21 protein-coding genes are annotated in these 20,490 nt (G+C 63.7%); 11 read left to right on the top strand and 10 right to left on the bottom strand.

What is annotated here, in order from left to right; genetic code table 11:
* Nucleotides 1–93 precede the first annotated feature (93 nt).
* Together JOF29_RS13890 and JOF29_RS13885 are read left to right on the top strand one after the other, a co-directional pair.
* Nucleotides 94–837, top strand: a complete 744-nt coding sequence (locus JOF29_RS13890; RefSeq protein WP_209694609.1) for a helix-turn-helix domain-containing protein — start codon at nt 94–96, stop codon at nt 835–837.
* Nucleotides 837–1,313, top strand: coding sequence for an NUDIX hydrolase (locus tag JOF29_RS13885; protein WP_209694608.1), 477 nt, complete (start codon nt 837–839; stop codon nt 1,311–1,313). Before JOF29_RS13890 ends, JOF29_RS13885 begins: the two co-directional genes overlap by 1 nt.
* Before the next feature lie 46 nt (nt 1,314–1,359).
* On the opposite strand, the gene JOF29_RS13880 is transcribed toward JOF29_RS13885, so the two are convergent.
* Both JOF29_RS13880 and JOF29_RS13875 read right to left on the bottom strand, forming a co-directional pair.
* A complete protein-coding gene (locus JOF29_RS13880) occupies nt 1,360–1,902 on the bottom strand; it encodes an HD domain-containing protein (protein ID WP_209694607.1) in 543 nt (180 codons plus the stop codon).
* Between the two features lie 42 nt (nt 1,903–1,944).
* Nucleotides 1,945–2,676, bottom strand: a complete 732-nt coding sequence (locus tag JOF29_RS13875; protein ID WP_209694606.1) for a helix-turn-helix domain-containing protein — start codon at nt 2,674–2,676, stop codon at nt 1,945–1,947.
* A 180-nt stretch (nt 2,677–2,856) separates the two neighbouring features.
* Here JOF29_RS13875 and JOF29_RS13870 point away from each other — a divergent pair, with 180 nt between their 5' ends.
* Together JOF29_RS13870 and JOF29_RS13865 are read left to right on the top strand one after the other, a co-directional pair.
* Nucleotides 2,857–3,138: a hypothetical protein gene (locus JOF29_RS13870; protein WP_504739545.1), complete on the top strand. Its 282-nt coding sequence runs from the start codon at nt 2,857–2,859 to the stop codon at nt 3,136–3,138.
* Nucleotides 3,139–3,367: 229 nt separating this feature from the next.
* On the top strand, nt 3,368–3,571 hold the full coding sequence (locus tag JOF29_RS13865; protein WP_209694604.1) for a hypothetical protein: 204 nt from the start codon (nt 3,368–3,370) through the stop codon (nt 3,569–3,571).
* On the opposite strand, the gene JOF29_RS13860 is transcribed toward JOF29_RS13865, so the two are convergent.
* From JOF29_RS13860 to JOF29_RS13825, 8 genes are all read right to left on the bottom strand, one after another.
* Nucleotides 3,532–3,894, bottom strand: coding sequence for a hypothetical protein (locus tag JOF29_RS13860; protein WP_209694603.1), 363 nt, complete (start codon nt 3,892–3,894; stop codon nt 3,532–3,534). The two genes, JOF29_RS13865 and JOF29_RS13860, sit on opposite strands and share 40 nt — an antisense overlap.
* A gap of 78 nt (nt 3,895–3,972) precedes the next feature.
* Nucleotides 3,973–4,149, bottom strand: a complete 177-nt coding sequence (locus JOF29_RS44465; RefSeq protein ID WP_307863559.1) for a helix-turn-helix transcriptional regulator — start codon at nt 4,147–4,149, stop codon at nt 3,973–3,975.
* A gap of 19 nt (nt 4,150–4,168) precedes the next feature.
* The gene (locus tag JOF29_RS13850) at nt 4,169–4,387 is read right to left on the bottom strand and encodes a hypothetical protein (protein ID WP_209694602.1); all 219 of its coding nucleotides are present in this window, start codon (nt 4,385–4,387) and stop codon (nt 4,169–4,171) included.
* A 131-nt stretch (nt 4,388–4,518) separates the two neighbouring features.
* Nucleotides 4,519–5,472, bottom strand: coding sequence for a M78 family metallopeptidase domain-containing protein (locus tag JOF29_RS13845; protein ID WP_209694601.1), 954 nt, complete (start codon nt 5,470–5,472; stop codon nt 4,519–4,521).
* A 30-nt stretch (nt 5,473–5,502) separates the two neighbouring features.
* A complete protein-coding gene (locus JOF29_RS13840) occupies nt 5,503–6,780 on the bottom strand; it encodes a hypothetical protein (RefSeq protein WP_209694600.1) in 1,278 nt (425 codons plus the stop codon).
* 31 nt (nt 6,781–6,811) lie between these two features.
* On the bottom strand, nt 6,812–7,159 hold the full coding sequence (locus JOF29_RS13835) for a hypothetical protein (protein ID WP_209694599.1): 348 nt from the start codon (nt 7,157–7,159) through the stop codon (nt 6,812–6,814).
* A gap of 735 nt (nt 7,160–7,894) precedes the next feature.
* On the bottom strand, nt 7,895–8,359 hold the full coding sequence (locus tag JOF29_RS13830; protein ID WP_209694598.1) for a hypothetical protein: 465 nt from the start codon (nt 8,357–8,359) through the stop codon (nt 7,895–7,897).
* A gap of 2 nt (nt 8,360–8,361) precedes the next feature.
* A complete protein-coding gene (locus JOF29_RS13825) occupies nt 8,362–9,708 on the bottom strand; it encodes an AAA family ATPase (protein WP_209694597.1) in 1,347 nt (448 codons plus the stop codon).
* Nucleotides 9,709–10,124: 416 nt separating this feature from the next.
* Here JOF29_RS13825 and JOF29_RS13820 point away from each other — a divergent pair, with 416 nt between their 5' ends.
* From JOF29_RS13820 to JOF29_RS13790, 7 genes are all read left to right on the top strand, one after another.
* The gene (locus JOF29_RS13820) at nt 10,125–10,715 is read left to right on the top strand and encodes a hypothetical protein (protein ID WP_209694596.1); all 591 of its coding nucleotides are present in this window, start codon (nt 10,125–10,127) and stop codon (nt 10,713–10,715) included.
* Entirely contained in the window at nt 10,712–12,769 is a 2,058-nt protein-coding gene (locus JOF29_RS13815; RefSeq protein WP_209694595.1) for a DEAD/DEAH box helicase family protein, read from the top strand. The genes JOF29_RS13820 and JOF29_RS13815 overlap by 4 nt, the downstream gene beginning before the upstream one ends.
* A complete protein-coding gene (locus tag JOF29_RS13810) occupies nt 12,762–14,933 on the top strand; it encodes a hypothetical protein (RefSeq protein WP_209694594.1) in 2,172 nt (723 codons plus the stop codon). Before JOF29_RS13815 ends, JOF29_RS13810 begins: the two co-directional genes overlap by 8 nt.
* Nucleotides 14,934–15,228: 295 nt before the next feature.
* Nucleotides 15,229–17,028 (top strand): KAP family P-loop NTPase fold protein, encoded by a 1,800-nt coding sequence (locus tag JOF29_RS13805; RefSeq protein WP_209694593.1) that lies wholly within the window; start codon nt 15,229–15,231, stop codon nt 17,026–17,028.
* A complete protein-coding gene (locus JOF29_RS13800) occupies nt 17,028–17,876 on the top strand; it encodes a Qat anti-phage system associated protein QatB (protein ID WP_209694592.1) in 849 nt (282 codons plus the stop codon). Before JOF29_RS13805 ends, JOF29_RS13800 begins: the two co-directional genes overlap by 1 nt.
* The gene (locus JOF29_RS13795; RefSeq protein ID WP_209694591.1) at nt 17,873–19,141 is read left to right on the top strand and encodes a hypothetical protein; all 1,269 of its coding nucleotides are present in this window, start codon (nt 17,873–17,875) and stop codon (nt 19,139–19,141) included. Before JOF29_RS13800 ends, JOF29_RS13795 begins: the two co-directional genes overlap by 4 nt.
* Nucleotides 19,128–19,880: a TatD family hydrolase gene (locus JOF29_RS13790; protein ID WP_209694590.1), complete on the top strand. Its 753-nt coding sequence runs from the start codon at nt 19,128–19,130 to the stop codon at nt 19,878–19,880. The genes JOF29_RS13795 and JOF29_RS13790 overlap by 14 nt, the downstream gene beginning before the upstream one ends.
* Nucleotides 19,881–20,490 lie beyond the last annotated feature (610 nt).

The raw sequence follows: 20,490 nt of genomic DNA, 5'->3' as shown, positions 1-20,490 counted from the left end.
CGCCGCGCCCCGGACAGCGTCACGGCATCGCGAGACATCTCCAGGATGTCTTGGATCCCTCAAGATGTCCTCAAATGTCTTAGATTAGGTTTCGTGCCTAACGAACGACTGCGAGCCGCGATGGTGGAACACGGGCTGACACATCATGCACTGGCAGATGAGCTCGGCGTCAACGTCAAGTCCGTCGAACGCTGGGTAGCCGGGGACATCGTCCCCTTCCCGCGCAACCGCCACCGCTTGGCAACTCGATTGGCCAGAGACGAGTCATATCTGTGGCCGGACGCTCTTACTCGGGATCGGGCCGCAGCCCTCGCCGAGAGCGAGCTCGTGCGCGTCTACCCGCACCGCGCCGACGTTCCCGCCGACGAATGGCGGCAGTTGTTCGAGTCAGGTGACGCCGAGATTGGCATCCTGGTGTACGCCGGCCTGTTCCTGGCTGAGGACAGCGGACTCCAACGGATTCTCCGCAAGAAGGCCAAGTCCGGCGCCCGAGTCCGGATTCTTCTGGGCGATCCGGACGATGCGAATGTCGCAGAACGCGGCGAGGAAGAGGGCATCGGCGACGCGCTCGCCGCCAAGATCCGCAACGTACAGGTTCTCTATCGCGGACTCGTGGCTGCGCCCGGAATCGAGTTCCGGCTGCACCGCACGGTGCTCTACAACTCCATCTATCGCGCGGATGATCGGCTGTTCGTCAACACCCACATCTACGGACTGCCTGCCGCGCAGGCGCCACTGTGGCACTTACGCAAGATTCCCGGCGGCGAGCTGGCAGGCCACTATCTGGAGAGTTTCGAGCGGGTGTGGGACAACTCAACCCCGATGACGGAGTCGTGATGGGAAGGCGAATCGACTACTACGACGATCCGGACGCGCCGGCCGCGAACAGCATGGTGCCGTCGGTCAACGTCGTGATCGAGAACGATGTCGGCGAGATCCTGATGATCGAACGCTCCGACAACGGCAACTGGGCTCTCCCCGGCGGGGCAATCGATCTCGGCGAATCCATGTCCCGGGCCGGCGTACGCGAAACCAAGGAAGAGACCGGCATCGACTGCGAGATCCTCGACGTCCTCGGGATCTACACCGACCCGAAACACATCATCCTGTACACAAGCAACGGCGAAGCTCGCCAGGAGTTCTCAATCCTCCTCCGCGGCCGCGCCACAGGCGGCACCCCCACGCCCAGCAGCGAAAGCACACGCGTCCGCTGGATTCCACAGGCCGAACTCACCACGCTGCAGATGAACCCCACGATGCGCCGCCGGATCGAGCACTACCTCGATCCCGGCGCCACCTTGTACTTCGACTGAGCTCAGGGCTCGATGTCGCGACCCCGCCGGCTGTCACATCGGGCGATCAGGCACTCAGGCGTTGCTGTACGTTCGTCGCCGCACGCCGCAATGACGGCCCCGACCGTACAACCGCTCGGTGAACGACATGCTCGCGCGGATAACGGATGAGGATCTCATGCAACCGCTCCTCAACGTCGACGTGGTGGCCATCCACGGCGGCAGTCAGGTCGCAGTACGTCAATGCGTCGAGTAGTCCTGGATCCGGCAGGGCAAACTCGACCGAAAGTTCACGGATCCCGCGTTCCTCGGCCTCGACCAGCGCGCCGGAGTGATGCGCAACCAGCCGGCACAGCATCTCCTCGGCAGCGAGTTCGTCCCTCAGGAAGCGCGCTCCGTCGAGCGGATGGAAGCCGGTGAAGCTGACCTCGGACGAGTAGCCGATGTCATGCAGGAACGCGGCGACCTCGATGAGTTCAGACTCGTCGCCGAGGATCCCTGCGAGGCTCCGTGCGCGGGCGGCGACACCTTGGGTGTGCGCCCAGCGCCGCGGCAGCTCGTCCGCCAGCAGGCGACGAGCCAGCGATCTTGCTTCGTCCGCAGTCGTCATCTTCCCGACAGTACGACGGCAGCAGGCGGTCGCAACACCCCGTCAGGTGGTTGATCTCACCTGGCCGCGAGACCAGACCGCTTCGAAACTCGCGACGTACGAGTCGAACATCTCGCTCGCCTCCGAGTGGCGGTAGTGATAGACCGGCGACTGCGCCGCTGGGATGCCGTACGCGTGCTGATTCACCAAGAGTTGGTCGTCCGCGCGGTACATCGAGTTGTAGAGCACCGTGTCGTGCAACCTGAGCTCGACGCCGTCCTGTTCCAGAAGCGGCCTGAGCAGGGCTAGTGAGTTGCGGATCTTCGCCGCCATCGCCTCGCCGATCTCCTCTTCGGCGGCTCGCTCGACGACGTTGGTACCGTCCGGCGAGCCGAGCGCGATCCTGATGCGAACCCTGTCGCTCTTCTCGCGCAGGAGCCGCACGATGCGGGCGTCCTCCGCGAGGAACAGGGCGCTGTAGGCCAGGATCCCGATCTCCGACTGAGCCGACTCGAAGAAGGTCAGCCAATTCTGCGAGCTGATCGAACCGCGTCGCGGGTAGACGCCCGCGATCTCGGCCGGCCGGCCGTTGCCCGGCCCCAGCGCTCGGAGCTCAGGCCAGATCGCGTCCTCCTCAACGCCAAGGAGGCGGGTCAGGGCTTCGCGAGTTTGGCGATGTGGAATCTGACCGCGCATCCACCTCCGCACGGTCTTGGGGTCGACGGTCAGCTTCACCGACACGTCCTGGTCCGTCAGGTTCGCGTCGTACATCGCCCGCCGGAGCGCGTCGTTCACTGGGATCGCCCACCCTTACCCATGGGTAGATGTCTGTAAATGTCTTCTCGGACCGTAGCACGAAATGTCCGTAAAAGTCCGGAACGGGGGTTCTGCTGTTCGTGTCCCACCGGCGAGTCTTGAGGCACGCTCGGCGCCGTCGTCGGGCCGTCACCCGAGTAGACCAAGGAGACGGAAGTGATGCGCCGTGGCGAGCTGTATCGGTACCGCGATCCATCGGGAGTCAGCGGGACGGGCGTCGTCGCACTACTCGTGGAGTTCCCGCCGAACGAGGACGGCCACCAGTGGATAGCCATGAAATGGCTCGGGCCCAATCCGTGCATGACGTTCTGGCCCGGAATCGCCGAGCTACTCGAGGTACACGGCCACCTCGGGGCGTCAGACATCCGCTGGCTGGACCCGGATCCGTTCGACGCTGACGAGGACGCAGAACTCGCCAGTACGGCCGACGTCCCGATCTAGACCGGTGAGGCCGGCGTGTGAGCCTCACCTCCGCGTCGGTCGCGCCCTTCCAACCCTCGCCGCCCCCGGCGAGGGCTGGCCCTGCCACCGCCTCCCCTGTCGGTGGCAGGGCCTAACAATCCGGAGGAACCCAGTGCAGTGGAGCGACCTGAATCACGGCGACAGGGTCCACCCGCCATCTGACCTCGGCTGGAGCCCGTCCGCGACGGGACCGTCCAGGCCCAATCCAATGAGTGAAGCAGGCGAACCCTTGCATCGGGTCTGCGCCTGGCTCGGCGAGTACCTGATCGTCGAATACGTCGGCGTACCTGCGTCCGCTGCGAAGCTCGAGGACGCGATCCGCCGCAGCTTCACCACCTTGCGCGTGACGAACGAGCCAGATGCGATCGCCGATTACAGCAGCGGCTCGTCCGGGCCGTCAGCAGGCCGATGACCGGTGATGTCACCGTACGGCGCACGACCTGTCCCGCAGTCCTCCGTCTCGACAGTGACCGACTTCTGATTGACCCTGGCAACCTTTCGCCAGTGCCCTGATACGCGGACGTAGTCGCCCCCACGGATCGTCTCCGGGGTGTGCGCCAGCGGGCCGCCGACCTCGCCTTCGCGGACGTCATGCCAGTAGCGCAACTGCTCCTCGATATCGAGTCGCCGAGTCAGCATCTGGATCGCCCACACGTCCTCGACCACCGAGGTCTCGCCCAGTGTGAGGAAATGTTGCTCAAGTTGGCGATCGACCTTTCTCAGACTCGCGTCCAAGCGCGCAATCCGGCGGCCGACCCACTGCGGCGAGTACTCATCCTGGACTCGCTCAGCCCTCTGGTTGGGAGCCGACATTTAATCCCACCTCTCGTCGAGTATCTCGTCGCTCAGCTCAGCGAACCAGGCGATGACGTCGCTCGCGCGGTACCGAAGGTGCCGGCCGACCTTCTTGCCCCGTGGCCCGTACCCGAGCGTTCGCCACCGATAGAGCGTGCGCTTGAGGACATTCAGGTACGCCGCAACCCGGTCGATGTCCCAAAGCGGATCAGAGTCAATCGTCGAAATCTGCGCCTCCCGGAAATATCTGAGCCGACGTACGCCGTTCCCGCTCAGCCTTCACGACACGACGAACCTCACCGAGCGAACAGCTGAAGATCTCCGCCGCCGCCTCGGCGGACCGGCAGATGCGTGCGAGTTCGGCGATCACCGCCTCGTACGTCATCTCCGCGTCGGCGACCCGTTCGTCGTACCGCTCGATCGCGAGCGCCATTGCCTCGACGGCGCGGTCGAGTGACGTTTGAGCCTTTGATGGTTCGATTCGTCGCGGCCTCGATCCTCGCCTGTCGCTCACGCGCGCCGCAGTGCGGCGACGCGCTCACTGGCTCCCATGCTCGCCTCACCTCAGCGCGTCGGGCCGTCGACGTCACGAGCCAGGAAGGCAGAGTCGAGCGGACGAGCCAGAACAGGACCTCGCGGCGTCCGCTCAACTTTCAGGTGCTTGTCCGTCGACTCGATCAACTGCCGGGCCGTGTTGATGACCCGGGCACCGCTCGCCTTGATCACATTCGCCGGCTCATCCGGATCTACCGCCTTCGCCCACTGGGCGATGTGGTCGAAGGATTCCGCCTTGATGCTGACGCCGTGGTGCCCGAGCACGACGTACGCCACCGACTCAGCCTCCACCTCTCGTACTCCGCGACACATCACCCCGCCGACCTCGACAAGCCCTTCCGGTGAGTGCATCCGAGCGTGGGCGACCTCGTGCATCAATCGGGAGACCGCGCGGAAGTCGTCGAGATGATCCGCGACCACGATCCGCTTGGCCAAATGATCGGTGAAACCTTCCGACCCATCGCCGGTCGGCCGCACATCGAGCGCGAAGCCATCCGACGCCGCCTCTCTCGCCAGCCCGTCCCACAGCGCCCTTGCCACCGTGGCGTCGGCGGGCGACGGCGTGGGCGGCAGATAGATCGGCGCGCCATCAGTCGCCGTGACGTCGTACACGGAGCTCACGCGGAACCCGATCACCTGCCGCTCAACCAGGCCATCAGCGCCGTACCTCCGGCCGGCATCCCCGAGGGCATCGGCGATAGTCTGCGAGCGCAGCGGTTGCAGGATTCTGATCGCCTCCCCCGTACGCACGCGCCGACCGCGCTTCGCCCACATGTCCGCAGGCGCAACCAAACTGGCCTGCGGCATCTGAAGATTGATCAGGGCGCTGTTCCCGAAGCCGTACGTCGGGAACAGCGCCGCCACATCCAGCAACCTTGACCAGTCAGATCCGGTCTGCAGCTTGCTGATCTCCGCATCGAGTGCGCGATGGAGATCCTCCGCCTGTACCCGTCCCTTGCCCACAGCAACCTCCTGGTGGATCGGTTGTGCAGCTCAACGGACCAGGTCGGCAAACTCCTGTCCTGGATCCTCAATCCGGTAGCTGTCACCGACGCACCGCTGAGGAATTCGCGCTACCGTCTCCGCGGTACGACGAGACAACGCCGACGTCCCAGCAAGACCACGCGCCACCCTCGATGCAGCCTTCAGACGATCCGCTGACTCATCCAGGTCCGCAGCCAGCTCATCGAAACAGCCCGCGTTGTGAGTAAGCACCCACTTCGCCTGCAGCGGACGCGAACCACCAGTCGGGCGGCGCAGGTAGTAGATATCCGCATGCACCGCCTCGTGCCGCGGTACGAACAGGCGACCCGCGCCAATGAGCCAGCGCACGGTATCCAGTTGATGCCTGCAGACCTGCTCGGCGGACCACAACACCTCATCGACGGCATCGATCAATCGCACGGCGGCTCGCCGATCCGGAACCAGACCATGCGGAGCGCGAAGCCCACGATCATCTCGAAGAACCCCATCGACCGCTCGCATCAGATCGAGATACGCCGCCTCGCCCGGCGACTCACTCAGCCCACTCAGATCCGAGAGGCGTCGACGCCACGCCCGTTCGACGCCGCCGGCACTGGACTCAAAGTCACGCAACACACTCCTGAGCTCTCCCAGGCCACACCGCTGATCGGGATCAAGGCCAGCAGATGGTGACGACAGCAGCTGACTCGCAACGTGCCACAGAGAGCCACCAACGGTACGGAGCTGCGCCGTCGTCGACCGGAGATCCCGTGTCAGCACGGTCTCTGGACGCACCGAGGCATGCGCCCTCTCCCAACGAGCAGCCGCAACCGGAACCATAGACAGACCATCATCCAGCGCAGCCGGCCCTCCTGCCGCTAGGTCCGCCAGACCGCCGAGCCCACAGCGTCGTACGTCGGCCTCGGCAATCTGCGCCAGCTCCTGCATCACCCGACGCAGATGCGAGCGCCCCGGAATCCGCGGCCTGGGGTTGCGGACAACAACCCTCGCAGCCATCAGGGCGATAGCCGCAACTTCGGCCCTCGCCGCAATCAGATCGTCAGAGACCTCCAGAGCTGCGGCTGCCGCAGCGTCCTGCACGGCCAGCACGTCGGCACCGGCACCGATCGCCTGAGCAAGACGGCCGAGCGCATTGTCCGAACGTTCCGCTGGAGCGGGCTCTCCTCTCGGCTTGGTCCGAAGCTGTCCACGCAGCCAGTGCAGATGATGCTTCGTCGCAGACAGCACCGCCTGCCAGTCACCCATCACCTCAGACTCGTCCGGATAAATCCCCCGCTGCGCACTCACCGCGATCCGTCTCGCCGTACGGAGCAGATCCTCATACGTCGCGCGCATCACGAACCGCCCGAATGTCCGCCGCCGCCGTCCGCAACGCATCCCCCAGCGCCAGCCGCCAACTCAGGTCCTCGACCGACACCTCAATCTGATCCACCAATCCCGCCGACTCATCCAGCAGCACCACCGGATCCGCATCGAGATCACCGCCGTACCCGACGTACGGCATGACCTCCAGCAACTCACACAACCGATACCGGCTGAACGCCGTCATCGCCCACCGCCCATCCGGCGCCGCAGCCTCGATCCCCTCAACAATCGCCTCAGCCCGAGTCACCAACTCGACCAAACGCCGCCGCGCGTCGCCGCCGTTCGAACCCATCTCGTCCACCTGACCACTCCGTTCAGTCCTGGATCCCACGGCCCAGGACGTCTGTCCCAGACCACAGCGACTCAACGGATGCCAACAACAACTTTTCTACAACGACCGCGAGCCATCGTCGGAGCACCTCTCCGGACAGCGCCGCAATCGCGAACTGCGACGCAATCCGCAACACCCGTTCCCGAAGATGGTGTAGATCTGTTCCAGCCTCGCGGAGGGTTCGCACCAAAGGCACCCAACCCAGGCCTGACCTGCATGTTTGTCTCACAACGTTGCTCGGCCGTGATCGTCGTTTGTCATCGCCTCACGGAGCTGTGACGGAGCAAGACGTTGCCAAAAGCAACGCTCCGAGCGTGCTAGAGGCCCGACCTCAGGAGCGAATCTTAGCTCCGGCCAGCAGTCCAGCCCGGCGCTCTACCACGTCAAAGGGGCCTGCCCGCCCCAACACGTTCCAGGTCGTAGCTTCGAACATCGCCAGTCAAGCTAGTCCAGCAACGGCGTCTGGATCACGTCGCCGAAGCGTGACCGCCGGGTTCCAATTCCGAACGTCAGCGGTCCAATCTGTCAGGTCGCGGACGGCCACACCTGGGGCGAGTAGATGGGCCGCCGTACGTCAAGGGCCTGCCGACAAGCCGCTGATCTGCGTGGGAGATAGTGCGGAGCTTGCCCTGCACTACCTCCCGCGCAGATCAGGCCACCCATCCGGCTCGCGTCAACGAAGGCGAGCAACAGGAGGACGCTCGCCTATGCGAACGCGTTCAGTCCTGAGTCGAGCGACCAAACAAGGACTGTGGCAGTCTCGGTGCGTCGTGCGTAAGCGTTCCGCTCGGCCAAGATCGTCAGGTCGCCGGCACCCACTTTGATGACGGCTTGTTCAACCAGATCGAGGCCAGTCCCTGCCCCATCGACAAGGTTCTCCAGAATCGACGGGCCCCAGGAAAATTCGTGAAGAACCCACGGCGCCCGCCCCTGGATGATCAACCTGAGTACAGCGACAAATTTCTCGGCAGTTTGCCGCCGCTCGCGACCATTCGGTAACTGTGCAATGAAATTCCCGGTTTCAATTACCGCCGTAACAGGGAGAATCAGCTTTGCCGCCTCCTGAAGTTCTATAAGCTTGGCGAGCACCTCGTCACGATCCTGGGCCCTGCCGGGAATGGGTAGGATGTTACAAAAGACGGAGGTATCGATGAAATAGACAGTCGCCACAGTCAGTCGATACCCAACAGTCGATTGAACTCAGAATAATCGCTACTAGCCTCTTCGGGTGCCACCAAATGGCCACGAGCTATGACATCACCCAGATCACCAAGCGCCATCGCCTGCGCATAACCGGGAAGATCAGGGAGTCTAGTTAGATGACTCTTACCATCTTCTCGATCGCGATAGCAAACAATCACGCTGCGGTTTAGTCGCCCAGTCATCGCATTCAAAAGGGCCGGGCTATGAGTGGTCACCATGACCTTAGTCTCGAGTTCACGACTGGCTTCTTGAATCAAACCAAGGACCCGACTCGCCTGAGACGGGTGGAGGCCGTTCTCCAGCTCCTCGATCACCAGCAGGACGCCAGGATCTATGCGCCGCCGATGTGAGGATAGCCCAGCCGCATCGATGTCCAACCCGCGATTGGAGGTGAGCAAAGCCGTCGCGATAGCAATGAAGCGCAGCAGCCCGTCACTCATCTCCCGCGCCGGACTGATATCCGATTTTTGCTGACCTTCACGCAACGCAAGCATTACGTCCCCTAGGTCAGACTTCACAGTCGTCAGATCGCGAATCCTTTCGTCGGCGACCTCACGGACGAGCTGAGTTATCCGTTCGAATGTAGTTCCGTCCGACCTGCGAAGTTTCTGCAAGGCAGCCGATATGTTCTCGCCGGTACGTCTGAGGTCACTGTCGCGCTCCGGAATGAACCCGCGCATTAGGTGTGGGATGGGGTCGAGATGGAAGACCCCACGCAGAGCGGCCATGACGGCCTCAGCCCCTCTGATAACAGCTCGGTCCGTACGGTTCTCAGCGATTACTCTCAGCGGTATCTGAGATGTCAGTAGACGGTTGTCACGGAACAGAAGAACTGGATTCGAGCCACGTTTTCCATTGAAGATCTCGCCATGCAAGACAGCATCGTCGGTCTCTGCAGGGCGCGTCGCGAGCAAGACTCGTTCCTCGACCACGCCAGACTCAAGCGCCGGCGCTGGGCCAGTGAGCGTCTCTTCCAAGATTCGCAGCTCAGGCTTGACCTGAACGTGGACATCCATACGGTAAATGTCCACCCCGAGGGCGACCGTGCACCCTAGCTTGAACGAGGTTGTGCCATGCGGCGCACAGGCGGCCGAGCCGCCTCGCACTGGACCGCCTTCCCTGCGTCGGCCATCCAGCGCGTCAGCCAGTTCCTCTCCACCGGCGAGCCGGGACAGGACTTCGATGCCGTCAAGGGCATTGGACTTGCCGCTGCTGTTACGGCCGGTCAACACGGTCACGTCGTCGACAGGCAGGACCTCGTCCCGAAACGACTTGAACGCCGTCAATTTGATAGCGCGAAGCCTCGCGGTTGTCATGCATGCACCTTAGCGTCAGGAGATGTGGACAACTGTCTTTCTCGGGCGCCGCGCGCTCTCGACCCCGGTCAACGGAGTTCGCAGGCACACATCCAGGCTCTGTCCGATCGCCCAGAGACAGTTGATGGCGCGCTGCGGTCGTCGCTTGTACGTAGGGAAGGCCAGACGATCGTCTCGGGCGGCGCCTTCGGCGAGGCGGACTGCGCGGTCCAGTCGGCCTTCCAGGTCGAGCCGTCGGGCGCCTGGACGACCGCAGCGACTTCTGGCGGGTCACCAGGCGTGCGCCTGCGGGCCCGACTACCCAGCTCTGCACGTCCGAGCCAAGCTAGAGTTCCTCATGGACGACCGAGGGCACGAAACTGAGACGGTTGGTGGAGTAGGAAATCGTAGGTCGAAGCGACCATTGGGGGTTGCGGGTGGATGTCTGGTTCGGCCGGATGGCCGACATCCCGGGGATTCGGTTCCATGGCAGTCCGGGCATTGAGCGATCTCGCCTCCCTGAGGCGAATTTGAAGCCGAGCACGGAGTACGGTTCCTTGCACTGGCCGATCTCTGGCGGGATGACCTCGGCGTCACCTGCGCAGCAACGTTCTTCTGTGGACATGGGTTCGATGGATCCCGGTGCTCTAGTGCATTGGGTGTGGGAGGGCCTTGAGGTGCCCGGGCAGCCTTCCGACTACCACTTTCTTCTGCAGGGTGCGGTCACAAGGTTGTGGGCGGCGCGGGCGTCCTATCCGGTCGGCTTGCAGCATGTCGAGATCTTCGGCTATACGGATCTGGCTCTCATCGAGGCCGTCCCCCAGATTGCGTTGGTGGACATCGCCCGTCCGTCCCAGGGCTTTCTGCGGATCAGCTCGTTGGCCATCCTGTTGACTCTCCTAGAGCAGGAGGGCGCAGTGCGTGAAGCCCATGCGTTGAGCCGCAGGGCTCAACGCTTCGGTGGCGAGGCCTTTCTCCGTGATGACTTGGAGGCGAAGGTTGCTGCGCTCGATGGAGAACGCCGGTGAGCGGTACGCGGCTTATCCACGCGATCTCCGGAGCGTCCTTCCTTGAGGAAGCGTTCGTCCGTTGGGTCCTGGCTCCGGCAGTTGCTGAGGGAATCCTTCCGCACGTGGTCGGACAGTATCCCGTAGCGGTCGCAGACCGAGGCTACTCGCTGGACTTCCTAATCACCGGGTTACACAAACAGGTCGTGGTCGAGCTCGATGGCTTCGCGTTTCACAGCAGCCGTCAAGCGTTCGTGCACGATCGCATCAGACAGAACGACCTGGTGACCCTCGGCTATACCGTGCTGCGGTTCTCCTACGACGCGATCCGTGATCATACAGCCGGCTGTGTCTCACAGCTGCAATCGGTTCTGGCAGAAGACCCATGGCTCGCCGCTCACCTGATCGCGGACCCGATCGTGCCGGTCCCAAATGACATGTACGCCAACCCCCTCTTGCTCGCCACACCGCCGCCCCCGCAGGCGCCGTCGAACGCATCCTATTTCGACGAAGTCCGGCAGCGATTTGACATGACTCCACTACGCGGCTGCCAACGGGAGGCGCTGACCGCTTTGGCCGACTACTATCGGCGGGGCCGTGTGAACGCGGCATGCGTGATGTCGGTCGGCGCCGGCAAGACCGTTCTAGGCGTGGCCGCGGCACTGGCATTTAGCAGGCGCAGGGCGTTGATCGTGACCCCTGGCCGGGTAGTACGAGGAACCTTCGCCACCGCACTGGACGAATCTTCGGCCGCGAATGTGATCTACACGTTGAGAGACGGTCCTCTTATCCCCGGATGCCGACCTCCGAAGACCACGGTTCTGGACCGCGAGGACGGCCCTATCCGGGACGTAAGCCGCGATACGCTGCTGTCGTCCGACATCATCGTCACGAACTTCCACTCGCTCAACAGCACGCGAGACGGCCAAGGGCTGCTGGGCGCGCTCAGGCCAGAGGATATCGACTTCATCGTCGTTGACGAAGCGCACATCGCTGCAGCGACCTCGTATCAGAAGCTGTTCGACCATTTCCCCAACGCGCGCCGGCTCTTGATGTCGGCCTGTTTCAGCCGAGCGGACGGCACGAGCATCACCGCGGATGTCGTCTACCGATACCGCCTCATCGACTCGATCGCCGACGGCCACGCCAAGCACCTTCGTGCCCACCGCTTCAGCCCTGAGGTCGAGCAGACCGAATACGAGATCACCTGGCCCGACGGAACCCGCGAAGAGATCATCGGCAAACAGGCGCTCCTCGAGATCATGGACGACGAACGCAAACTCGCCCGGATCACTGCTACCTCCGAGCAGCCCATTCACCAGATCATGCAGGTCGTCCGCGAATGCCTGGACTCTCAAACGACCGCGCTGTTCCCCGTGCGGCCGCGCGTACTGTTTGCCGCGCTTGGGCAGAACCATGCTCAGCAGATCTCACGTATCGCCAACGCTCACGGCATCATCTCCAAAACGTTGCACCACTCGATGAGTGACACAGAGATCGCCGCTACAAGGAACCGCTTCGAATCAGAGTCCGGGACTCTGCAAGCGGTGGTGCAGCTCAAGATGCTCGGTCATGGCTACGACCTGCCTGCAATCACCGTGGTTATCCCCATGCGCCCATACGGCAGCTTCGGGGAGTTCTACCAGTTCATCGGCCGCGGCATCAGGATGATCCACGACCCTGAGTTGGCCGCCCGCGAGCAAGCGCAGCATCTGGATGTCATCTACCACGGCGAACTCGGACTAGACGCTCACCTGGAGAGCCTCCGCCTCGAGAACGACATGGATCCCCATCCGGATACCGACGACGCCTTCGGCGACGCACCCGTCCCAGACCGCGCATCGGACAACGACGGATCAACCAGCCCAGTTGTGGAAGTAGCGAGCGCGGTCGTCCTTGAGGAACAGGGCAGCACCCATCAACAGTTCCTCCATACCCCCGACCAGGTCGAAGCGCGCAGAGAAGAAAGAGAGCTAAACGCCCTCGCTCAGGGCTACGCCGCCTATGTGGCCTCGACGACCACACCCCAGCCGTTCGAAGCTTTCGTCGCGGTGATCCGGAGGATGCATGGTTGAGTCGGCCTTTGCCACGTCCATCAGCGCGACGACCCCGGTCGGGCTTCTCGCCGCCGAGAGAAATTCCGGAGGCGCCGACCGATTCACCGACGTCGACGACCTTGCCGCGGCCCTCCTCGAAAGAGCATTGAACGGCAATAAGATCATCGATATTGCTCGGGAGCACCCCGACCCAAACCGGCGAAATCACCTGTCGATCGTGGCGGTCGAGCAACGCGAGCGGGCCTTCATCGACAGAAGCTTCACCGTGGAGGAGCAGCAATCCCGCGGGGCATGGTTCCTGCCGGAGCAGACCTCACTCAAGTGCAGATCCATAAATCTCGCGGCATACGTCCGACACCACCCCTGGCACGCCATCAGCATCGCCTCTGAAGACCGAGCCCGCATGCGGCTGGCGGCCGGCCCGGACGCACTGGCAGCCCTCGCACTCCTCATCCCGCTCTTCGACACGATTTTCGCGCCGATCTTCATTCGTGCGTCAGCTTCCCCGGACCCCGCAGATGCCCAGCGGACAATGTGGGCAGAGGTCTTTGCCAGCCTCGATCGCATCGGTATCAACCCATCACCGGCCTTGGCCGTATTGGACTACGGCGGAGGATGGAGCCGTCTCGACCGCGCCGGTCAGGCGCAAGCCCGTGCCGCGTTCCTCGACGCACTCGCCGCCCATAATCTCGTTGAAGTCGTCACGCGATTCCGGGCCCAAAGGCTGCAAGCTCTCGCCGCCAGAACCGTGCAGAAAGCGATCCGCGGCACCCCACTAGCCCGCCAAACCTTGACGAAGCCCCTGCAACTGACCCTGGCCGCCTACTTCGGGGGCGACTGGATGGCGTTCCTCGACTATCTCGGGCTGCCTCCGAACCCCAACGAGGAGGTCACGACCGCTCTCCCCACCGCGAAGCTCTTCGTCGGCGGCGCCTCGAAGGCTAAGGCAGCAGCGGCCGAGCACGGACTCGACGTCGGAGACGCACACGCCATGCTCGCCGCCTTCCTCGGGCAGAGCGACTCCGTTTCTCCCGTCGACCGCAGAGTGGAGGTCCTGCGGCGCTGGTGGTCGGAATTCGACAGCGCGCACGCGAGACAGAACTCGCAGATGGATGCTCTCTGGGGCATCGTCGAGGACACCGACTACATGATCGGATATCAGAAGGGCCCTTCGTTCCAGCTCTACCAACGTCTGCTGCCTCCCGGCCTCCTCACAGATATCGCGCAGTACTGGGAAGGCACCACGCTCCCGCGATGGCCGAACGCGATCGTCACCGAGCCCTATCCACACAAGATCATGGCCGAGTCGTTCGGATCGGCCGTCTCAATCTGGCACGGTATCGCCCTGACCGCCTGGTACATCTGCGAGGGCCCGTATTCACGAACGTCCCTTGAGGGTCTCCGGACGCACCACGAACGAGATCTCGCCGCGCTCGCAGAGGCAGGCACCCCGATCCATCCGGGCCTCTTCGACGAACTCATCGGCGCCGAGAAGTATCTAGGCAAACCGCAGAGTCTCGAGACACACACGCACCACCTGCAACTGGAGAACGGAACAGTCGGGATCCGGATCAGCGGAGGCGGAGAACGCCGCGACGGCTTCGAGATCCTTCGCGACATCATCACCCGTCACCGCAGAGGCTGGGCTGGACGCCACCTGGACGAATACCTCAAACAACGCTGGACCAGCGAACTCTCCCGAGTCTTCCAAGAAGTCCATCGGACCATCGCGGTCAAGGGAAAGCCTCCGACCGTCAAACAGTTCGCACGCTTCGCTGCCACAGCCGCCACTCACTGGTTCGGCGGAGATCTCGCCGGACTCTCCTCCGCCATCGGAGAGAAAGCACCACCGAGCCTGCAACGAGTCCGACTCTTCTCGATGCCGACACACGAACTCATCGATGCTGTCTACGCAGCACTAGGAGGCGAGCCATACGAGGAGAACCTAAGGATCACAGACTTTCCGAAAGCCGACGGCTACCGACAAAGATCTCGCCTCGCAACCGCCAGTGTGAGATACCTGCAGCTCATGGAGGCTCTCGGAAGGCCTCCCGACCAGACCGAATTCGGAGCCAAACGCTACGAGTGGGAATGGGCTGGCGATCTTAACGGAGGATGGCCCGAATACAAGAGGGCGGTCGAAGGCACACTGAACGGCCCATCCCTCCCACACGGTGCCTGACTGCGGAAGCTCCGATGCTTTAAGTATCGCGCAGGTCTCCGGCTTCAGGCCGCGTGACGACGCGTCGACAGCCTCACGAGAGGACGGCACTCGAGCCAACAACTATGCCGGTGTACACCCCAGCGGGTCGTTGTCGTCGGACAATCAGAACCACTGGCTTCGAGTAGTCGACTCTTCGTCGAGCGCGTGGGATGCGGCGGACTCCGCAACCTCGGCAGGCCGTGCAGACTCAGGGTTATCCCAGTCACGACATCGAGAAGCCTGAGTTCAGATGCCGAGCAGTTTGTGAGCGTTGGTGGGCGTTTCGTGGCCGCAGTTTGTCAGGGGTCTGCGAGAGCATGCATGTACGAGAGAGGTGCTCAGGATGGTAGACCCGATTCAGCTGCGGTTGTGGGACGACAACCCGACCGAACTCGACATGCTCGGATTCGATGCGGTCGTCGACACGGTCGCTGCTGCGGTGTGCTCGCCGGATCTCGACCCGGTGACGGTCGCACTCCAGTCATCCTGGGGCGGCGGCAAGTCCTCCGCGCTGAAGCTCATCGAGATGCGGCTCAGCGAGGTCGACAACGTGGTCGTAGTCCGCTGCGACCCGTGGGAGTACGACGACCTCCCGAAGTCGGAAGTCCGCGCACTCGTAATCGGTCAGGTATTGAACCGGCTGGTGGGCGAGCCCGGACTCGTCAAGAAGGCTGAGAACCTCCTGCGGCGAGTCGCGTGGGTCAAGGTCGGGGCCACGATCAGCAACATGGTGCTCGCCCGCACCGTAGATGTTGAGAAGCTGGCAGACGCGTTCAAGCCCAACGCTGAGGAACCCACGTCGATGGCAGGGTTCCACGACGAGTTCGAGAAGCTCATGGAAGGTGCCGCTCTGCACAAGGTCATCGTGCTCGTCGATGACCTTGACCGGTGCAGCCCCGACTCGGTCGTGGCAATCCTCGAGGCAATCAAGGTCTTCCTTTCCGTCCGGAAGATGGCGTTCGTCCTCGCCGCGGAGGAAGCGCTCATCCGCTACGCGATCGAACGGAGCGAGAACGCCGGCGCACGAACCACCTACTCCGACCGCTACCTGGAGAAAATCGTCCAGTTGCCGGTCAGGCTACCCACCCTCTCACGCGACGATGCTGAGACCTTCATTGCGCTCCTCCTCGCCGAACGCCGCGGAGAGACAAACATCAACGCACTCGTGCGGCACGTCGCCAACCGGCGCGGGGCCGGCCAACGGCCCTACCTAGGAGAGCCGTACCCAGCCGGTCTGCCCGCTCCAGCAGGCGAGGACCTCGCGCTCGCAGCGCAGATCGCCCAAGGCATCAGCATCGACAAGTGGAGCAGCCCGCGCGCTATCAAGCGTTTCCTCAACGCCTGGGGCGTGCGGATGGCGATGGCGTCAGCACGCGGCGCCGACCTCGACCTCGCGACCATGCTGAAGCTCTACATCCTCGAAGACCGGTTCCCGAAGGACTTCGAGGTGCTCGTCGCGTGCCCACCGGACGCTCGAGGTGCCCTGCTCGACTCCTGGGAGACCTGGGCCAAGGCGCCCGCATCGGACAAGAGCAACGGGGCCCCTGACTTACCCGAAGGAATCAGCGAGGATTCGCGGACCTGGGCGGCCTCGCCGCCCAGCCTCCAGACTGTCTCAGGCAAGATCGACACCTACTTGACCGTCGCGGCCACGTTCACCTCGGTCAGCGCCGGCCAAGGCCTGCCGACCGAAGCGCTTCAGATTCTCGACGAGTTGCTGGACGCCTCCGAGCCCGTGCGCCGTGGAGCAACAGCCAGGGCCCGAGCGCTCGAGCCCGACGTTCGGGCAGCCCTCGTGACTCGGCTGATCGAGCGCGCCGGAGCAGTCGGCGCCGACCAGGCCATTGAAACGGCTGCCGAGGTTGCGAAGGCCGACCAGATGTCGGCCGGAGCCTTCCACAGCGCCATCGTCGATTTCGCCCTTCCCCATCTCACTCCCGCAAGCGTGCTCGACATCGGACTCGTCGAAGGCGCAGATGCAACGCTGGCCAAGGTCGCAGCCACCGCCAGCCTGGACGAGGATGTTCGAGGCGCTGCTGACGAGGAACTCGCCAGCAGCGAGGGCAACGTCTGATGGGCACTCAACTGTCCTACGGCGGCAGCGGCACAGCTCCCTGGGAAGAAGCGGCCGACGAGACCGCGGTCCTAGATGCGCAACCTGCATCCGACAGCCCAGCGGCCACGGACGGGCCACCAGATGGTGGAAGTGGCGAGGGTGACAGCACGGTCGACTCGCTCATCACGCACATCATCGAAGCCATCGAAGGGCAGGACCGGCGCCCGATTCCGGGTGCTCCGAGCACCTACACACCGGCGAACGTCCGACCATCGAAGTACGTCGCGGGCGGCAGTAGTGTCCACAGCGGCACGAGCAAGTTCGTCAGCACCCCGAGGTCAGGACGCAGCTCGAGGCAATCGACCGCACGCGGGGCAGCCGCTGTCTCCGCCGGTGCCGCATTGGCACGCGGCGACGCGAACGCGTTGCGGGAACTGGGCCTGGATCTCGCAGAGCTGCGCACACTCAGCCCACGAGAACAGCAGCAGCGCATCCTTGACGAGATCCTGGGCGCTCCCGGCCACCCTGACGACGAGGCTCTGCGACGCGCGACCCACGCCACCCTGAAGGCCATCGCCGCAGATCCCGACATTGCACAAGACGCGCAGATCGACTACCTCCTAGCGTCCTACGTCTACGAGCAGGCGCTCGTAGAACTGACCTCCCAACACGCCAACAGGCAGCTCAGCAGAGAGGCAGTGACCAAGCTCGACAACCGGCTCAAGCCGTACATCTTCAAGAAGGCCAAGCATCAGCTGTCGAGTGCCGGCCGGTATCTTTCGCCCGCACTGTTCATCGAGAAAGCCACCAGCCTCGTCGCAACCGTTTTCCGAGTCATGCGCGGCGGCCGGCGGAGCGGATCGTGACCGCCGTCGAAGTCCTGGCAACCGACGACACGGTGCAACGCCCGGACGCACAAACCCTGCGGTGGGGAACCAGCCAGAGCGGCACCGACGTCGTGACCGACCTCGACTGGGACCTGAGCCAACTTGGCATGCCGACGCCACTCTCCCGCGACCTCGTGCGCATCGCCGCCGGCGCCTACCTCCTAGACCGCAGCGTCAAACGGTCGAGCACCTACTTCTCCCGTCGGCTCGAACTCGTCGTGCACGTTGACCAGCCCGAGGCATTTCTCAGTCCCGCGGGTCAGAGAGTCGTCGACCTGCTCGCCTGGCTTACAGGCGATGCATGGACGCTTACCCCGGTCGCGCACAACCCGAGTGCGTCGTCCCAAGCGGCAGTTGTCGAGCAGCGACAGTCCATCATGCTCCTCTCCGGCGGCCTCGACAGCCTGTGCGGAGCCGTGATCGCCTTCGACCGTCAGCAGCAGACGCTGCACCTGGGCCATCGCGACCAGACTGGAGCAGTCGTCCGCAGCCAGGAGCGGCTAGCGAACTCGCTCACCGGGCTTGCGTCCAGCTTCACCTGGCAGCGTCTGCGTCTCGCCCCTCGCATCAGCGCAGACCACTCAACGCGCACTCGCTCCTTGATGTTCATGGCACTTGCGACGGCCGCCGCAACAGCACGCGGGTCCTCGGAGGTAGTCATCCCCGAGAATGGGTTCACCAGCCTTAACCTCCCTCTCATTCCCAGTCGAGGCGGTGCCCTGTCAACCAAATCCACCCATCCCTGGACGTTCCTGCAGGTCAACACGCTGCTTGCCGAGCTCGGCATCGCTGTCACTGCGCGCAATCCGCATGCGGCACAGTCAAAGGGCGAGATGCTTGCTGCCGCAGCTGGCGTTGGTCTGGACGGCTTCTCAGACCTGATCACCGACACGCTGTCGTGCAGCAAGCTAGACGGGGGTCTCGGCTACGAAGGCGGCAGCCCCAACGTGAACTGTGGCCTATGCATCGCGTGCCTGGTCCGCCGTGGCGCATTCCTAGGAGCCGGTATCCCCGACCCGACCGAGTACCTGCTCGACCGAGTTACGGCCCGAGGCCGTAAGAAGCTCCTGAACGCACGCGCGTCCGACATCTGGGCAGTTCGGTCCTGGGGCGAGAAGACCCCAACCGTCGACGACCTCATCGCAGCCGCGCCGTGGCCGCCAGGAACTGACTACGACGCGCACCTCAACGTCGTCGCGAAGGGACGAGCTGAGTTGCTGGGAGCACTAGATGCAACCATCTAGCCTGCCTGCGCTCGACGTCCATGCTCACATTGCGGGCGACGTCAGCCCAACCCAGCTGAACGCGCTCAAGGGTTGCGTGGTCTTCGCGATGACCAGGTCCCAGCGCGAGGCCACCTACGCCATCAGAGCCGGGGGCGCAGCATCCCCTTCGGTCGTCTGGGGCCTGGGAACCCACCCCGGCGTGCCAGCATCGCTAGACAAGTTCGACGAAGAGACCTTCAGGTCCTCCATGAGCTCATTCGCCGTCGTGGGTGAAGTCGGCCTGGACCGCCGCGGAGACCAAGCAGCACAGCACCGGGTACTCAGCGGCGTGCTGCGCGCATGCAGCACGGAGCCGGTTCTCATCAGCGTGCACAGCACGGGACGCACCGGGGTCGTGCTCGACCTAATTGCTGCCCATCCTCATCCTGGCGTCATCCTCCACTGGTTCAACGGATCAGCGAACGAGGTGGAACGTGCGGCAGACCTTGGCTGCTACTTCTCCGTCAACGCCGCCATGACCGAAGAGCAGCTCAGGCTCATCCCGCCCGACAAGCTACTCACCGAGACGGACTTCCCGGCGTCGACAAGTCGAACCGGGGCATCCATGCCAGGAGACACCACCGCTATCGAGACGAAGCTGAGCACGATGAACGCCACGCCCATTAGGCTACTCGTCTGGAGAAACCTTTCGCATGTCGTCGCCGCGAGCGGCGCGGGCCGGCGCCTGCCCGCCGACATCACCAGGTACTTGAGTTAGGCAGAGCGTGACTGATGAACGACGACAAGGTGTAGTTGTCGAATCCGGCCACCGGCAACTCCGTAAGTTACCCGCCACCGGCCACGACAACCCCATGTTGGCGGTGGCTGTGTGCCGTCGCCCGGCGTGTCGCAACCTCGCTGTCGTTCCTCTCGCTGCCCCCGTTGTCGGGGCGCTCCATTTAAGCGGTTGACGACTCACCCAATCGCTCGCGAACGGCGCTGCCCCACTGATCGCAGAATCGAGCTCATCAGCACCGTCACACTTCTTGCATCCGCCAACATCCCGTCGCCGAAACGATTAGAGGCGATCTGGCGACGGTGTGAGATGTTGCGGGGTTCTGACGTTCCTGCTGGTCAGCGGGGAGTCCACTGCCGCCGTGCAGATGCGACCCTATCGGACCGGGAGTCGGTCGGGAACTGCGATCCTTTGCTGAGCTGAGGTCTTCACGGCGGCTCGCATCTGATGCGATGATCCCGCATTCGATCGGGGCGGGTGGACGCTGGTTTCGGTGGACGATCAGAGTGCGATCCCGGTCGCGGCCGGCCTGGTTCTGGTCGATGGCGTGTCGCTGTTTCGCCGCGACGAGCAGGTGTTCGAGGCAATACTC

This window comes from Kribbella aluminosa, from assembly GCF_017876295.1.
In the GTDB taxonomy this organism is placed as follows: domain Bacteria; phylum Actinomycetota; class Actinomycetes; order Propionibacteriales; family Kribbellaceae; genus Kribbella; species Kribbella aluminosa.
This window is presented reverse-complemented; position numbering and strand designations above follow the sequence as displayed.

Bases quoted from the DNA above. Each gene is read 5' to 3' on its own strand.
- JOF29_RS13885 (WP_209694608.1), top strand. From the start codon at position 837: ATGGGAAGGCGAATCGACTACTACGACGATCCGGACGCGCCGGCCGCG.
- JOF29_RS13800 (WP_209694592.1), top strand. From the start codon at position 17,028: ATGGGCACTCAACTGTCCTACGGCGGCAGCGGCACAGCTCCCTGGGAA.
- JOF29_RS13870 (WP_504739545.1), top strand. From the start codon at position 2,857: ATGCGCCGTGGCGAGCTGTATCGGTACCGCGATCCATCGGGAGTCAGC.
- JOF29_RS13880 (WP_209694607.1), bottom strand. From the start codon at position 1,902: ATGACGACTGCGGACGAAGCAAGATCGCTGGCTCGTCGCCTGCTGGCG.
- JOF29_RS13865 (WP_209694604.1), top strand. From the start codon at position 3,368: ATGAGTGAAGCAGGCGAACCCTTGCATCGGGTCTGCGCCTGGCTCGGC.
- JOF29_RS13810 (WP_209694594.1), top strand. From the start codon at position 12,762: ATGGTTGAGTCGGCCTTTGCCACGTCCATCAGCGCGACGACCCCGGTC.
- JOF29_RS13790 (WP_209694590.1), top strand. From the start codon at position 19,128: ATGCAACCATCTAGCCTGCCTGCGCTCGACGTCCATGCTCACATTGCG.
- JOF29_RS13850 (WP_209694602.1), bottom strand. From the start codon at position 4,387: ATGGCGCTCGCGATCGAGCGGTACGACGAACGGGTCGCCGACGCGGAG.
- JOF29_RS13825 (WP_209694597.1), bottom strand. From the start codon at position 9,708: ATGACAACCGCGAGGCTTCGCGCTATCAAATTGACGGCGTTCAAGTCG.